General features: G+C 40.9%; 12 protein-coding genes. 4 read left to right on the top strand and 8 right to left on the bottom strand.

Going from position 1 to position 15,373, the window contains the following annotated elements; all coding sequences use genetic code 11:
* The first annotated feature begins 64 nt into the window (after nucleotides 1-64).
* Both P5674_RS13355 and P5674_RS13360 read left to right on the top strand, forming a co-directional pair.
* On the top strand, nucleotides 65-2,575 hold the full coding sequence (locus tag P5674_RS13355) for a sigma 54-interacting transcriptional regulator (protein ID WP_006619399.1): 2,511 nt from the start codon (nucleotides 65-67) through the stop codon (nucleotides 2,573-2,575).
* 44 nt (nucleotides 2,576-2,619) lie between these two features.
* Nucleotides 2,620-3,693: a DUF262 domain-containing protein gene (locus P5674_RS13360; protein ID WP_006619400.1), complete on the top strand. Its 1,074-nt coding sequence runs from the start codon at nucleotides 2,620-2,622 to the stop codon at nucleotides 3,691-3,693.
* A 148-nt stretch (nucleotides 3,694-3,841) separates the two neighbouring features.
* Here the strand turns inward: P5674_RS13360 and P5674_RS13365 are convergent, their stop codons facing one another.
* The 7 genes from P5674_RS13365 to P5674_RS13395 form a co-directional block, all read right to left on the bottom strand.
* Nucleotides 3,842-4,783 carry an o-succinylbenzoate synthase gene (locus P5674_RS13365; RefSeq protein ID WP_152088449.1) on the bottom strand — a complete coding sequence of 314 codons (942 nt, stop codon included), beginning with the start codon at nucleotides 4,781-4,783 and terminating at the stop codon, nucleotides 3,842-3,844.
* 10 nt (nucleotides 4,784-4,793) lie between these two features.
* Entirely contained in the window at nucleotides 4,794-5,552 is a 759-nt protein-coding gene (locus tag P5674_RS13370; RefSeq protein WP_006619402.1) for a ParB N-terminal domain-containing protein, read from the bottom strand.
* Between the two features lie 3 nt (nucleotides 5,553-5,555).
* The gene (locus tag P5674_RS13375; protein ID WP_152088447.1) at nucleotides 5,556-6,413 is read right to left on the bottom strand and encodes a ParA family protein; all 858 of its coding nucleotides are present in this window, start codon (nucleotides 6,411-6,413) and stop codon (nucleotides 5,556-5,558) included.
* A 37-nt stretch (nucleotides 6,414-6,450) separates the two neighbouring features.
* A complete protein-coding gene (gene menH / locus P5674_RS13380; RefSeq protein WP_315670037.1) occupies nucleotides 6,451-7,257 on the bottom strand; it encodes a 2-succinyl-6-hydroxy-2,4-cyclohexadiene-1-carboxylate synthase in 807 nt (268 codons plus the stop codon).
* An 18-nt stretch (nucleotides 7,258-7,275) separates the two neighbouring features.
* On the bottom strand, nucleotides 7,276-7,464 hold the full coding sequence (locus P5674_RS13385; RefSeq protein WP_006619405.1) for a hypothetical protein: 189 nt from the start codon (nucleotides 7,462-7,464) through the stop codon (nucleotides 7,276-7,278).
* A gap of 93 nt (nucleotides 7,465-7,557) precedes the next feature.
* The gene (locus tag P5674_RS13390; protein ID WP_006619406.1) at nucleotides 7,558-9,681 is read right to left on the bottom strand and encodes a PAS domain-containing protein; all 2,124 of its coding nucleotides are present in this window, start codon (nucleotides 9,679-9,681) and stop codon (nucleotides 7,558-7,560) included.
* Entirely contained in the window at nucleotides 9,681-11,519 is a 1,839-nt protein-coding gene (locus P5674_RS13395) for a putative bifunctional diguanylate cyclase/phosphodiesterase (protein WP_014276361.1), read from the bottom strand. The genes P5674_RS13390 and P5674_RS13395 overlap by 1 nt, the downstream gene beginning before the upstream one ends.
* A gap of 468 nt (nucleotides 11,520-11,987) precedes the next feature.
* Here P5674_RS13395 and mgtE point away from each other — a divergent pair, with 468 nt between their 5' ends.
* Complete coding sequence (mgtE, locus tag P5674_RS13400; protein ID WP_126277524.1) at nucleotides 11,988-13,364, top strand: magnesium transporter; 1,377 nt, start codon at nucleotides 11,988-11,990, stop codon at nucleotides 13,362-13,364.
* 4 nt (nucleotides 13,365-13,368) lie between these two features.
* The gene (locus tag P5674_RS13405; RefSeq protein ID WP_006619409.1) at nucleotides 13,369-14,004 is read left to right on the top strand and encodes a hypothetical protein; all 636 of its coding nucleotides are present in this window, start codon (nucleotides 13,369-13,371) and stop codon (nucleotides 14,002-14,004) included.
* A gap of 8 nt (nucleotides 14,005-14,012) precedes the next feature.
* Here the strand turns inward: P5674_RS13405 and P5674_RS13410 are convergent, their stop codons facing one another.
* Nucleotides 14,013-14,957 carry an Hpt domain-containing protein gene (locus tag P5674_RS13410; RefSeq protein WP_006619410.1) on the bottom strand — a complete coding sequence of 315 codons (945 nt, stop codon included), beginning with the start codon at nucleotides 14,955-14,957 and terminating at the stop codon, nucleotides 14,013-14,015.
* Between the last annotated feature and the right edge of the window lie 416 nt (nucleotides 14,958-15,373).

The raw sequence follows: 15,373 nt of genomic DNA on the forward strand, positions 1-15,373 counted from the left end.
CCTGTCTTAATGTGTGTTATAATATAGGGTAACTTTTTCGGTGAAAGTTATCTAGGGGGAAACCATGAATCAAACTGATCTGGTGAAATGGTTGCAGGAAAGAACTGCACTGAGCCTCCTTGATGATGAAATATTGCAGGCGATCGCACCTCAACTGGAAGAACGCACCATTCCTATAAATACCGTCGTGGTGACTAAAGGAACTTCCCCAGATCGGCTTTATATTTTGCGATCGGGTGATTGGGAAAACCCAGACGCACCCAAGGCGGATAAGTATTTACCTGGAATCGCCATTAATCTGCAATCATTACTGTTAAATAATCCAGTTCAACAAACATTAATTACCCGAACAGATTGTCAATTTTGGGTGATGAAGGCGGGAGAATTTCACAAGTTTGTAGAAGCCCATCCCGAAATTAATCAAGCCTTTTCTCAGCAACTAGCCGAAGAAGTCGAGGAACTTTCCGCTCAATTGGTTTATGAGCAGGAAAGGTTAGCCATTTTACAACCCTATTTAATTCCGAGAGCGCGGCGAGGAATTGTCGGAAAAAGTCGTTATGCGGTGAGGTTGCGATCGCAAATTAAAGAGGCTTCTAAAAATCGTAAATCCGTCCTAATTTTTGGGGAACCAGGAATCGAAAAAGACAACTTAGCGGCTTTGATTCATTTTGGGTCTGATGACCGCCGAGAACCAGTCATTCAAGTAAATTGTTCTAAACTCCAAACCAGTGGCGCAGATTTATTTGGACGGACAGGGGGAAAATCTGGGTTAATTGAAGCCTTGGGAAAGGGAACTTTAATATTTAATAATATCCAAGAATTACCCCCAGAATTAATCCCCGCCATCTCAAATTTATTAGAACTAGGAACTTATATTCCGGTCAGTAAAGGTGGCGCGGAAACCGTCAATGCTAAAGTTTCTCAAGCTCGGATTATCATTATATCAGAAAAGATGGTGGCTAAGATTGAAACCTTAGTCGAAACCGTGATTAAAGTGCCACCTTTGAGGGTAAGAAAATCTGATATTGGCGATTGGGTTAATTATAATATTAGCCTAATTTGTCGGAATAAAGGTATTAACCGAGTCCAGATGACCCCGGAAGCCTTGCGACGACTACAAGCCTATGATTTTCCCAATAATTTGCGGGAATTACGAAACCTGGTCGAAAGGGCGATCGTTCAACTCCAAGGCTGTGCAGAAATCACCGAAGAAATTATTTGGCCGTCTCAAACTAAAAAGCAGCAATTCCGAGTTAATTTATTAAATACCTATCCGAAATTCCGCAAATTTCTCAGAAGTCCCTGGTGGCCGGATCGGATTAATTATGGCTTTACTGTAGCTGTTTTTGCCGCCGTGGTGGCGATTTTATTCCTCGGTCCTCAAACGCGATCGCAAAATTTCGCTCTCAACCTATTTTGGGCCTGGTGGTGGCCATTGGTTTTGTTAATCTTCCCATTTTTAGGTCGCGTATGGTGTGCAGTTTGTCCCTTTATGATTTACGGAGAAATCACCCAAAAACTATCTCTCTGGCTGTTTCCGCGTCAATTAAAAAAATGGCCGAGACAGTCAGCCGAAAAGTGGGGAGGGTGGTTTTTATTCGGTTTATTCGCCCTAATTTTACTCTGGGAAGAATTGTGGGATTTACCAAATACCGCCTATTTATCAGCTTGTTTATTGCTACTCATTACCGCCGGAGCCATGATTTTTTCAGCTATTTTTGAACGGCGTTTTTGGTGTCGTTATCTGTGTCCCATTGGCGGTATGAATGGGATGTTTGCCAAATTAGCCATCACCGAATTACGCGCACAGCAGGGAACCTGTTCCGCCGAATGCAACACCTACCAATGCTATAAAGGAGGACCCCAAAAAGGCGAAGGAATGGAAACAGCCGGATGTCCTTTATATTCTCACCCTGCACAATTAGAAGATAATCGAGATTGTGTATTGTGTATGACCTGTTTAAAAGCCTGTCCCCATCGTTCAGTTGAGGTCAATTTGCGACCCCCAGGAATTGAATTATGGACTACTCATATACCTCGCACCTATGAAGTAGCCTTACTGTTTTTATTATTAGATGCCGTCTTTTTACATCATTTACCCCAATTACAACAGTATTTTAATTTTACCCTAAATTTAGATAATTTCTGGATACATTTAGGAGTTGCAACCGTAGTCTTAGCTTTACCTGCTATAATTCCCGGTTTTGCTCATCTTATTTATCGGTTAATTTCCCCAAGAAAGCCTCGGAAATTTATCGAGTTAGCTTATGGTTTACTTCCCTTTGCGTTAGCCATTAATTTAGCTCATTATCTACGGTTAGGGTTAGCAGAAGGTGGCAGAATTTTACCAGTTACCCTTGCTACTTTTGGCTTAGATGGTTCCAGTCTCCCCGTTTGGGTTGCTCACCCAGCAGTCATTGAATTTTTGCAGGGAACCACCTTATTATCCGGGATATTAATCGCCATTTTACTAACTCAAAAAATTGCCCGCCAACCCATCAAAACCCTATTACCTCAACATTTAGCCACCCTTATTTTAGGCTTCATATCATGGCAAATTGTTGTGGGATTTTAGGATAGTAAGAACTGCTACTATACCCAATATATCGCTAATTAGATATGCCAAAAAATCCCAGCCACAATTTAGAAGATAGTGACGAAGAACTACTTACCTTTAAGTATTCAATAACCAGTTATGGTGCTGATTATCCCGTTGATAGTTTAGTTAAACGGATGAAAAATGGCAGCATATATGTACCCACATTTCAACGAGGATATGTCTGGGACCATAGAGAAGCATCTCGTTTTATTGAGTCCCTGTTATTGGGTCTACCAGTACCGGGAATTTTTCTCGCTAAAGAACAAGATACTCAAAAACTTCTAGTTATTGATGGTCAACAAAGGTTAAAGACTATTCAATACTTTTATGATGGTGTTTTTGAACCTAATCAAAAGGAATTTTCCTTAACCAAAGTAGCTCATAAGTTTGACGGATTAACTTATCAAACTCTCTCGGAAGAGGATAGACGTAGACTCGATGATTCCATTATACCTGCTACCATTGTTAAACAGGATGAACCCTCAGATGATAATAGCAGTATTTACTATATTTTTGAGCGACTTAATACTGGTGGTCAACAATTAAAACCTCAAGAAATTCGCGCCTGTATCTATCACGGAGAGTTTAATAATTTATTAGCAGAACTTAATTATCATCAGTATTGGCGAGATATATATGGTTCCCCAAAACCTGATAAACGTATGCGAGATCAGGAAATGATTTTGCGTTTTCTGGCTCTATATTTTGAGGGTGATAACTATCAAAAACCGATGAAAGGTTTCTTAAATGATTTTATTGGTAAAAATCGCCATCTTCATAGGTATGATAAATCAGAAATTCAACTAGCTTTTATTCGCACTATTGAAACTGCTTATGACATTTGGGGGGTTCGAGCTTTTAAACCTAAAAATCAGATTAATGCAGCAGTTTTTGACTGTATTATGGTGGGTTTGGCTCGCCGATTAGAAAAGGGTTCTATTAAGGATAAAGAATCACTCGATACTAATTATCAAAATCTTTTTAAAAGTCAAAATTTCTTGGATGTAACTGTCAACAGTTCCCGTACTACCGAGAAATCAACTGTAGAAAAGCGTCTCGAACAAGCTATCAATGCTTTTAAAAATGTACAATAAAAAATGTAACAGTTGTGCGTTACAAACAGCAGTAATAATTAGAGTATACTATCAAAATGCAGTTAAACTTGTTGATATGCTTGAGGAATTGTGTGAGGGTAAATATGTTTAAAATGTGATAATTATGGGATGATTAATTATTTTTTAGTTAGTCAGTATCGACAAACCAGTGATTAATACCAAATCCTACCGCGCGATGAGATTGACATAATTCTGCGGCTAATTGTAGTGACGCTTTTTGACCGATTTCGGTTTCAAATACCGAAGAAAATACCCCATCAATCCCTAGGGTATGATATAATTTCCTTAACTGCTTTGGGGAACCTACTATAGCAGGTTTTATCACAAAAATACCTCGCCAACCTTGTTGATAACATTGATTGATTTGGGTGAGGGTCGCGACAGATTCATCTAAGGCTATGGAGGTTAAATGACCTTTAGTTAAGGCTAACATTCCCTCTAACTCATTAACACCTAGAGGTTGCTCTAAAAACTCTATTTTAAAGCTAGTATCTCCCAGGCTTATTCTATCACAAATATCTAACAAGCGATCGCTTTCCGCAAAATTTAACCCACCATTCGCATCGAGTCGCAGCGATAACCCTTGAATTTCACTCATTTGGCTGGCTAATATCTCCAACCAATTCAACTCATTATCAATGCTATCAACCCCGATTTTCCACTTGAGAGTTGTATATCCCCTATTAACTAAATCTTTCCAAGCAGATAAACCCGCTTTTCCTGTAGGAAGCAGTCCGCTATTTTCTAGCTTAGGTATTTCCTCATCATTTCCCTGTAATTGAGTTAAAGCCGACTCCAAGCCAAACTGACAAGCTGGGAGACTCATAGGAATCGAAAAAATCAGATTTTCTGTAATTATCCCAGGTAGACTTTCACAAAAATCCATAGCCTCCCTGAGAGTTTCCGACCCAAACCAACTAAGAGGCGCAATTTCTCCCCAGCCAACTTTACCCTTTTCGTCCATTAACTCAATAATAATCCCTTCCCTAACCCCCCAGAGTCCGTGATGAGTTTTTAAAGGCTGTTTAAATCTACGGGAGTATTTATTAAACTTAAATTTGATAGTCATTGAATTGCATTTAACTAGACCAAGCATCAATAATTTTAATCATAGTTTTGTCTGCTAAACCCTTAACATTAGCAATCACTTGTTGATAATTGATAAATTTACCCAGTTTTTCCCTCGCTTCACAAATACCTTTAGCTAAGTTTTTAGAATTACTAATATTAGCCCGATTTAATCGCCTCAATAACTCCTCCTGAGTCAAACTATTGAATAAATCGAGAGGGTTAATAATGGGTTGATTTGGCGACTCTGACTCTCTCATTGGGGAAGGTTGGGGAGATTCTATAGCTTTAAATCGCCGTTCATTTTGTTGTTGATAATCCCTCAATTCCTGCTGAATTTGACTCACATAGGTTTCTAGTCGTTGTTCAAGATTATTTAACCGAGACTCTAAATGAGGAGATGGAGATGTCGTTAATGTTACAGTTTCCCCTATCTGATTATTTACCAAGCTAGGAGTTACCGTAAAACGCTCAATTAACTCCACCTGTTTTAATACCTTAGCTTCATGTTTGTCAGCAATCACAAAAGCATTAACCATCTCAGCTTTGCGGGGGTCTTTTTCCCTAGCTTTCACCGCCGCATAATATTCTAAATTACCTGAAATAACTTGATAATTTTCTAACCCTTGCATTTTCAGGATTAAGGGTTTAATAATTCCCCCACATTCTAAAATTTTATCGGCTAACTCCTCTAATTCAGATTCGGAAAAATTAGACCGAGGTACATGAGAATTAATGCTTTTAACATCCACCAAAGAAAATCTGATCATGATTTATTTACCTAACTTTTCTAAAACTTCCTCTGTCAACTGTACAAATTCCATCGCTGCTGGTGAATCTGGCGCAAATTCTAGCACAGATTGGGGGTCCGGTATCTCTAAATCTCCCATAGTTATAGTCTGGTTGGTACATTGAGACAAAACTGTTCTTTCAAAGATTATGCTATTCATAATCGGTACATTATGGGAATTTAACAGGGATTCTTTTTGCTTGGGGAAGACATAATTAAAAAATCGCGAATTGGTGGATATTTTAGATGGCAATATCCCCAAAATTGCCAAATCATTTTTACCAATTAAGGCACGAAATTCATCAATTTGACCAATAAATTCTAAAACCGTAGGTAATCCTTGATTAGCAAAGGGTTTCAGGTCTGATGGGATTATTAAATAATCCGCCGCAATTAAGGCAATTTCTGCATAAATATCCCGCGAGGGAGGAGTATCAATAATCACGATATCATAATCTTCTTTAACTCGCCTTAGCTTGGTGACTAAACGGGTTTTATTAGATGCAACTTGGTTGAGTTTATATTGCTTTTCAATTAAGTTAATATGGGAGGGTATTACATCAATTTCGGGTTGATTAAATCCGTCGGTTTTTCTGACGACATCAGGAATAAAGTGATAATCACCTGATTCGATAACATGGGAAACATTGCGATCTCTTAAATCATCATCTTCCACAAATAAAAATTTCATTAAGCCAGTCGCAAAGGTGGAGTTGGCTTGAGAGTCTAAATCGATAAGTAGTATTTTGTGACCTTGTTTTTGTAAACAGGCGGCTAGGTTAATGGCTATGGTGGTTTTACCTACTCCACCTTTATTATGGTAAACAGCAATAGTTTTCATACCTGGTTATTTAAGGGTTTGTTAAAGATTGTCATATTTAGGAAATAAAGTCAAGGATTAAGTCTACCCAAATTTGGGGATTTTCGCCGTGGATGTTATGACCACAGCCGGGAACTATTTTTATGGTTGCGAAGGTACATAAATCCGTAATTTCTCGGTTAATTTGTTGAAATTTATGGTCAAATTCTCCCACTAATAATAGTAAAGGTATCTGATTTTGAGATAACTTATCCCAGAGTGGTGGCTGGGTTCCGGTTCCCGAATTTATGAGTATTTTCGCTAATTCTGTAGGGTTATTTTTGAGACGATCGCCTATAATTTTATCAAAATTGGGCGAGTTTTTAAAGGATGTAAATAGGGGTAAACTATACCACCAGTTGAGGAAGTCTTGAAAGTTACTATTTTGTAGTTTATTGGCTATTTGATTATCTGATAAACGCCGCTGCGATCGCTCAATTTCCGTTTTCAGTCCTGGTGATGCTGATTCCAGAATTGCTTGCTTAAATCGTGTGGGATAGTGTAAAATCAAATAGAGTCCTAAACGACCTCCCATAGAATATCCAATCAGGACACAATTATCAATTTTCAGGTAATCCAAAAGACCAATTAAACCGGAGGCGATCGCTGGTATTTGATAGGCTTCATCTCCTGCTAATACCTGAGTTTTTCCTTGTCCTGGTAAATCAATAGTTAAGCAGGAGAAATGCTGAGAAAGGGAGGGTATAGCCGGGTCAAAGTCTCGGCAATTTCCCATAAAGCCATGTAATAGCAAAATTATAGGCTGAGTGCGATCGCCGTGTAATTCACCATAAAAACTATAACACCCCACCCGCCATTGTGGCATTTAATCGACTCCTATTTGTTAGTCAAATATCCAATGCAAAAAGGGAACCGCCGCCGCACAAAAAGCCATAAACCCAAATAAACCCCCCAGCATTCCATAAAGCAAAAATTGGTCGCCGCGATCCTTAGCCAATTTCACAATAACGTAACTGTAGCCATAGCAAACCAGGAAGAAAATAACAATAAAGCCAGTGAAGTAATATTGCATAACCAAATCAGGTCTAAAAAGTCTAATTATCCATTATAGGAAAATTATGGTCAATTCCCTGAAATTTCACAAAAATTTAGTATTTCCTAGAAATTAATGAGTAACAGATTTTTGCTGTTCAGGTATGCTGAGGGTAATCACAAATTCTGTACCGCTACCTACCTGCGAATTGCACTCTAATTTTCCGCCGTGATTTTCAACTACAATTTGATGAGAAATAGACAATCCCAAACCCGTCCCTTGACCCACAGGCTTAGTCGTAAAAAATGGATTAAAAATCTGTCTTTGGATAGATTCAGAAATTCCCGGACCATTATCAGCAATTTTAATAACAATAGAGTCTAGTTGGTCGGGAAAATTAGCTTTTTCCACTGTAGTTTTGATGGTAATTATACCAGGATCTGGTTGAGTTGCTAAAGCATCGATCGCATTAGCCAATATATTCATAAATACCTGATTCAATTGACTAGGATAGCATTCCAACTTAGGCAATTCTCCATAATCTTTAAGAATTTGAATTTCCGAACCTGGGTGCATTTTGATGCGACCTTGTAAAATCAGTAAAGTGCTTTCGATACCCTCATGTAAATCTACAGCCTTGCGGGTAGCTTCATCGAGGCGAGAAAAGTTTCTTAAAGAGACAACAATATCTTGAATCCGAGTAGTTCCCAACTTCATTGAATCCAAAGCATGAGGTAAATCATCAAGCATAAACTGCAAATCAATTTCTTGGGCAAAATTAATAATTTCCTCAACAGGTTGAGGGTAGTTTTTATGATATAATTTCACCAGTTCAATTAAATCTTGAGTGCAGGTTTCTAGGTGCATCAAATTCCCATGTATAAACCCTAAAGGATTATTGATTTCATGGGCCACCCCTGCCACCATTTGTCCTAAGCCGGACATTTTCTCAGCCTGAATTAATTGTGTTTGGGTGCGTTTTAATTCTTGTATGGTTTGGGATAACTCGATCGCTTTATGGCGTTGTTGTATCTGTTCAAGTCTGAGGCTAACTTCCATAGCTTTGCGATCGCTAATATCCCTAACAATCGCCAAGACCTGATCATCACCACTAGGGACATAACGCGCTTCATAATGGTGATAGCTACCCGAAACCGATAGCACATATTCCCCCTGCTGAATTTGTCTAGTATTGAGGGTTTGAGTTAAATAATGGCGCGTCCATTCAGCCAAATCTTGAGAAAAAACGGCATCAATTGTCTGTCCCACAATATTTGGTGGTAAACCGGGATTGGGGGAATTTTTAGCCGGGAAGTAGTCAAGAATTACTCCCTGAGAATTTATCCTAAATATCAAATCAGGAATAGCCTCAATCAGGCTGCGATTTCTCACCTCACTTTCTCTCCAAGCCGAGGCAATTTTTTGGCGTTCAGTGATATCACTTTCCACAGCAATAAACTTAGTCAAATTTCCCCATTTATCAAAAACAGGAGTAATACTTATAGACAGCCAATAGGCTTCTCCATTGCGTCTATAGTTCAGGATTTCCCCTTGATAAGGTTGATGTTGTTTGAGTGCGTTAGCAATCTCCAAGATAGTATCTGGGTTAGTGTCAGCACCCGGCAAAAACGAACCAGGCTTGCGACCTTGTACCTCATCAAAGAAATATCCAGTAATAGTTACAAATCCGGTATTAACCCACTCAATATAACCATCACAATCACAAATAATTACAGCATTATCAGTCTGAGTAGCAACCCAGGATAACTGTAGCAGTTGTTGTTCTATCTGCGGTTGAGTGTCATCTTTATTGGTAATTACCCAATAGCGATAAGGACATAATCCCGATGATGCTTCCACAGGAACAATAGTTGTTTTTACCCAAATGTGTTGTCCGTTAGCAATATGATGTTGAATTTCTCCTTCCCAAATATTACCTTGATTAACCACTGACCATAATTCTTCCCAAAAAGTAGGGGAATAATAAGGGGATTCAAACAAAGGGTGAGGGTGATTAATCACCTGTTCCCAAGACTTACCCCACATCTCAATAAAAGGTAGGTTAGCATCTAAAACCGTCCCATGTTTATCAATCATACTAACCGGGTTAGTGCGATCGATAATATTTTGCAGTTCCGCATATTCTTGCTGAGTTTGACGAAGTTCATTTTTGAGTAAACGTAACTCAGCGATCGCCGTTTGATAGGCGTTGAATAAATCTTCAGGATAGTTATTAACAATTAGTTCAGCGGTCATTAGCACTCCATGGGGTAAATCAAGTTTTGGTTAAGAACTTCTTGGAAAGTTTCTGAGGCTATAGGTTCAGCCATCAAAAACCCTTGAGCCAGTTCGCATCCCCAAGATTTTAGTTGACAAAATTGTTCCAAGTTTTCAATCCCTTCAGCAATAGTTTCCATTCCTAGGGATTGAGCCAGCTTCACAATAGCATAGGCAATTTTAGTTTGATGTTCCGAAGCATTGATACCCTTAATAAAAGAGCGGTCTATTTTCAGGGTATCAATAGGAAAACATGAGAGGCGACTGAGGGAGGAATGTCCGGTTCCGAAATCATCTATACATAATCTAATCCCCAAATCTTTAATTTTTCGGAGAGTAGTAACCGCCACTTCTGTCGATTCAGCGATCGCCGTTTCTGTCAGTTCAAACTTAATCAATTCAGGAGAGCATTTAGTCGCTTCTAATATTTCCTGAATTTTCTCGACAATTCCCGGCTGTGTTAGTTGTTTAGTCGCCAGATTAACACTAATAAATGGTGGTAAATCTTGATAAATAGATTCCCATTGTTTAGCTTGAATACAAGCCTGTTCAATTACCCAATCTCCCAGGGGACAAATTAACCCAGTTTCTTCAGCAATAGGAATAAATTTAGCCGGAGAAACCCAGCCCAAAGTTTTATGTTCCCACCTAAGCAAGGCTTCACAACCCACAATCCGATTAGTTGTCATCGAGATAATTGGCTGATAGTTGAGTATCAATTCCTGACGTTTGAGAGCATAACGCAAATCCGTTTCTAGCTGTAGTTGCTGTCGGACTTGGTGGTGCATAGCTTGGGTAAAAATTGCATAACTTCCCTTCCCTCGCTCTTTCGCTCTATATAAAGCCGTATCAGCATCTCGGAGCATATCCTCGCTGCAATTATACCCCATACTACTCAGAGCGATACCAATACTAAGACTGGTAACAGTTTCGAGGTTCTCTTCCCCGAGCAGAATAGGTTTTTTGATTGTCTGTTGAATTTTATGAGTGAGTTGAGAAATTTCAGATAGGTCTTGGATATCATCAATCAGAATCGCAAATTCATCTCCTCCCCACCGAGATAGAATATCTTGGGGACGGATACAGCTTTGTAGACGATCGCCAATTTCAATCAGTAGTTGATCTCCCGCTTGATGTCCAAAGCTATCATTAATCAATTTAAAGCGGTCAAGATCCATAAACAACAGACCAAACAAATAGTCTTGAGAGTCTTGTGTGCGGTCTATGGCTTTCTGAAGTTCAGTTCTAAAGTAGCCTCGGTTATATAGACCCGTTAGGCTATCATGGTTAGCCTCGTAGATGAGGCGATTCTGTTGATTTTGTCGTTCAGTCACATCTCTTTGAATAGCTAAATAGTGGGTTATCTCTTGGCGATCGTTATATATAGGTTCAATATGCCACTCATTGACAAATTCCCTTCCATCCTTGCGATAGTTAATTGTCTGACCATAAAAGACCCCTCCAGCTTTCAGATCCAGTTTCATCCTTTCCAAAATCGTGCGATCTGTTTTTTCTCCTTGCAAAATTCTGGGAGTTTGACCGATCGCCTCTGTGGGACCATAACCAGTCATTCTGGTAAATGCTTTATTGACAAACACAATTTCAGGTCCAGGAAATTCCAGATTGGCGCTAGTAATCACCACAGAGTCCTCAGCAGAGCAAACCGCTGTCGCCAATAACTTTAAGTGTTCTATCATCGGTAAGCTCAAATTCTGTGCAGAATCATGCTCACCACAAGAACCACCCCCAGCCACAACACTCTCATCAATATGGAGTTGAGGAACTAACTGCCCCCTATAGGCATCCAAATCATTCATAGCCACTAATTTTGTTCCGTAAACGACGACTGACCGAACCCTGTAACGTTTCTCGGTTCAGCTAGACCCAATCAGCAGACCCCTAGGATGAGTCAGATTCCGAGATGCAATAGGTGTATGAGAAGCTACTCTTGGCGATTGTACACCAAATGTTAAAAAAATACTAAGATTTGGGTTTCCGAATTATTTATGTGATATGGGCACAGCCGCATTATGGCACTCAGTTTTTGATAAAATTGTATACCCAAATTTCCATGGCACTGTATACCCAAAGACAGACTTTCAGGATGTGGCAGTGATTAAGATATCAAAAATGGGGGGAACTATGGGATTAGCCCTTTGAGATCAGACAACTTGTATGTAAAGCTGTTTCTAACAGACAATAGGAGAATTAAGTTAAGATTCAGTAGCAGTTTTGGAGATCATCCCTTGACTGAAAACCCTCAACCATCCGTTCCCCTGTCTACCATGTCGCGTAAAGAACTGAGGGAATTAGTCCGATCGCAACTACAAGTATTGTTAGAACGCCGAGATCTGCAAACTGCCAAGGCTATTTTAGTTCCAGTCCAACCAGCAGACATTGCCGAAGCCATTGAGGGATTACCCGAAACCATGCAGGTCATTGCCTTTCGCCTATTATCGAAAGATGAGGCGATCAAGGTTTATGAGCAACTCGACTCTAGCGTTCAGCAGTCATTGTGCGAAAAATTCAAACGCCAGGAAGTGATAGATATTGTCGATAAAATGTCCCCGGACGATCGCGCTAGGCTATTTGACGAATTACCCGCCGCCGTAGTGCGTCGCTTAGTTGCCGAACTGAGTCTATCTGAACGCCAAGCCACAGCCTTGTTACTAGGTTATGAGGCTGACACAGCCGGGCGAATTATGACCCCTGAATACATTTCCCTCAAGGAAGAGTACACCGTAGGTGAGAGTTTGGAGCGTATTCGCAGTTTAGCCCATGTTACCGAAACCGTCTATTCTTTGTATGTTACCGACTCCGATCGCCATTTAATTGGTATTCTCTCCCTGCGGGACTTAGTAACCGCTCAGTTAAATCAAACCGTGGGTGAAATCCTCAGCCGAGATTTTGTCTCTGTACAAACCGATACAGACCAAGAAGAAGTCGCGCGCATCATTAAGCGATATGATTTCCTAGCAGTTCCTGTGGTCGATAGTGAAAAGCGACTCGTGGGAATTATCACCGTGGATGATATCTTGGATATCCTCGAGAAGGAAACCACCAAAGATATCTACGCCTTGGGTGGCTTACAGGCGGACGGAGATAACTATTTTCAGGTAAGTTTACTCACAGTAGCCCGCCGCCGGGTGGTCTGGCTGTTAGTATTGTTAGTGACCAATAGTATTACCGCCTCTATTCTCAAGACCCAGAGAGATATTCTCCAAGACGTGGTGGCCTTATCGTTTTTTATCCCCCTATTGACCGGAACCGGGGGAAATGTCGGCGCTCAGTCTTCCACTGTGGTAATTCGGGGGATGAATACCGATGAAATTTGGTCTTTGGGATCTTTCCAGGTAATTCGGCGGGAGGCTATGGCGGGTGCTTTACTGGGTCTAGTTTTGGGGACTTTGGCGACTATATGGGCTAGTGTATTTATTGTCCCCGGTCAAATAGCAGTGGCGATCGCAGTTGGTATGAGTTTATTGGCGATTTCCATGTTGGCTTCTGTAGCCGGTTCGGCTTTGCCTTTTTTGTTCCGGTCGCTCAAATTAGACCCAACTTTGATGTCTGCGCCGTTTATTACCACCGCCGTTGATGTGTTGGGGGTGTTAATATATTTGAATTTAGCTCGGATGATTTTGCAAAGTAATAGTCTCAATTAACAGAATGTTGAATTACCGTAATCTACTAGAAATAGCTGAATATGTCGGTTTAGCCGTGACTGTGGTGGGAACTGTGGCAACTTTCACCGGCCGATCGCTATTATATGGCGGCATTCCCCTATTGATTTTTCTAGCTATTGGTCTAGTTAACCGCTATCTGTTAAAGCAATATATGCGATCGCTTACTTTCAATGTCAAAGCTAATGTTGACTTGAACACTCAGGCGATCGAACAGTTACATCATATTGCTGAGGCTAATGCTGTTTCTGCTAATATCAACACCCTAAAATCTACCGCTAATTTAGACATGGCGGCGCTCACCGATAACTTAACTACCCTTAATGGTACTCTCCAGAATATTTTAGAGCGCCAAAACGCCCTCGAACAGGCGATCGATGCCATTCAGGGAGAGTTGGAATTGGTGGTGCGAAAGTTCCAGCAGCGACCTGAGTTAGAACAAGTCGAGAGTTTAACCCATGTGATTGTCGATTTACAGCAGTTTATCAATCAACTACCCCAATGGGGAGCCCTCCAACAGCAACAGTTAAATGAGTTACAGGACAAAGTTTCTGTGGCGATCGCTAATTTACCTCGACAGGTGGAAGTAGCCATCAGCGATCGCTTGGATAATTCGACTTAGAATCGAAATCAGGATTTGATGTGCTTGATCAACAATTGAGCGATCGCCTGAAGTTCTTTTTTGTTGAAAGTCTTCAGTAACACCTTCACCACTTCCTTCGGATCTGCTGGTATCGTAATTTCCTTAGCAGTCGCCGGAGCCGCCCCTTGGCTACTTCCCAGTTTAACTAGAGCATCACTGGGCGCTATAGCATCAGCTTTTCCCGCTTCCAGGAGTTTCGCCGCCTGCTGAAGTTCCTTAATTACCGTATTTTTCAGAAGCGGAAAAGGAGCCCTAGGATTAGCGATCGCGCCATGGGTAGTTTTCACCAAATTTTGCCAAGGTTCCACTCCCGGCGCAATTTTTTGCAAATGACCACACAGCCCCGCTATTTGTTTCCGTAGCGCCGGAGATTCCGGTTTGCTCAATCCTTGTAACATCGGTTTCAGAACCGCCGTCACCTTAGCCACCGCCGAAGGTACAGGTTTACTTCCTCCAGACGAAGCTGCCGCCACTGCAGGCGCTGCCTTACCACTCATCAAATCCGCCAGATGCTTCTCCAGCATATCATACACCGGAAGGGCAGCCGTAGCAATTTTTTCCCCCATTTCCACAGATAAACCAGACGGACTTTGTGCCCTTTGAATCAGGTTCTTGAGTACCTCATAACACTTGTTTGACAGTGTAACAACCTTGGTATCAGCTTTGATGGGAGTGTCTTTAACCGACTTAAAACAATCTTCAAGTCGTTTAGATACCTTATTAATACTGGCTAAACTCGGCATCTGTTGCGTTAACATAGCCGAGGCTCCCTTAATCGAGTGCGCCGCTCTGTACATAGTAATCATCGGTTCGCGATCGGAGGAGGCCATAATTTTTGGCAGATCCTTCAACCCCGTACTAAGTTCTTCGAGGCGTTCTCCCGCCTCTTCCATAAAGATAGCGATTATTTTTTGGTCTTGGCTGGTCGGCACGGCTGCCCTCCTATCGACAATTTAACGCCGAGCTTTATTATGAGCGGTACTGTTAACCTGGTTATGGTCGAAAGGGAAGTCGCCTTCCCCAACTCCAATACAAAACCGTGCTTGATACTTTCACATCACACGGCTCCTGATGTGGATACCCCTTTTGACATCGGGAACAGGGTAACAACTTCCTGCTTTGTGACTTCAACTTTTAGAGCTAAATACAACATCGTAGTCTTTAAACTCGCTATCGTCGTAAACACTCCTAATTGTCGCAGTCTCTATATCCACACCGTGACTAGTGGGCATATCCTAACCATTACAGTTAGGCATTGGCTTTCAGTCACATCCTTTCCCCTTAAAGGTATGCGCTTACACTTTTCACTACTGTGCAGGTACATCCTGCCACTTGAGAGCCTAAAAGG

This window comes from Limnospira sp. PMC 289.06 (assembly GCF_032350395.1).
Lineage (GTDB): Bacteria > Cyanobacteriota > Cyanobacteriia > Cyanobacteriales > Microcoleaceae > Limnospira > Limnospira platensis.

What these genes read in the sequence shown, in the direction of transcription:
- P5674_RS13360 (WP_006619400.1), top strand. Translation starts at nt 2,620, where the DNA reads ATGCCAAAAAATCCCAGCCACAATTTAGAAGATAGTGACGAAGAACTA.
- P5674_RS13355 (WP_006619399.1), top strand. Translation starts at nt 65, where the DNA reads ATGAATCAAACTGATCTGGTGAAATGGTTGCAGGAAAGAACTGCACTG.
- P5674_RS13405 (WP_006619409.1), top strand. Translation starts at nt 13,369, where the DNA reads ATGTTGAATTACCGTAATCTACTAGAAATAGCTGAATATGTCGGTTTA.
- P5674_RS13365 (WP_152088449.1), bottom strand. Translation starts at nt 4,783, where the DNA reads ATGACTATCAAATTTAAGTTTAATAAATACTCCCGTAGATTTAAACAG.
- P5674_RS13370 (WP_006619402.1), bottom strand. Translation starts at nt 5,552, where the DNA reads ATGATCAGATTTTCTTTGGTGGATGTTAAAAGCATTAATTCTCATGTA.
- mgtE (WP_126277524.1), top strand. Translation starts at nt 11,988, where the DNA reads ATGTCGCGTAAAGAACTGAGGGAATTAGTCCGATCGCAACTACAAGTA.
- P5674_RS13395 (WP_014276361.1), bottom strand. Translation starts at nt 11,519, where the DNA reads ATGAATGATTTGGATGCCTATAGGGGGCAGTTAGTTCCTCAACTCCAT.
- P5674_RS13390 (WP_006619406.1), bottom strand. Translation starts at nt 9,681, where the DNA reads ATGACCGCTGAACTAATTGTTAATAACTATCCTGAAGATTTATTCAAC.
- menH (WP_315670037.1), bottom strand. Translation starts at nt 7,257, where the DNA reads ATGCCACAATGGCGGGTGGGGTGTTATAGTTTTTATGGTGAATTACAC.
- P5674_RS13385 (WP_006619405.1), bottom strand. Translation starts at nt 7,464, where the DNA reads ATGCAATATTACTTCACTGGCTTTATTGTTATTTTCTTCCTGGTTTGC.
- P5674_RS13375 (WP_152088447.1), bottom strand. Translation starts at nt 6,413, where the DNA reads ATGAAAACTATTGCTGTTTACCATAATAAAGGTGGAGTAGGTAAAACC.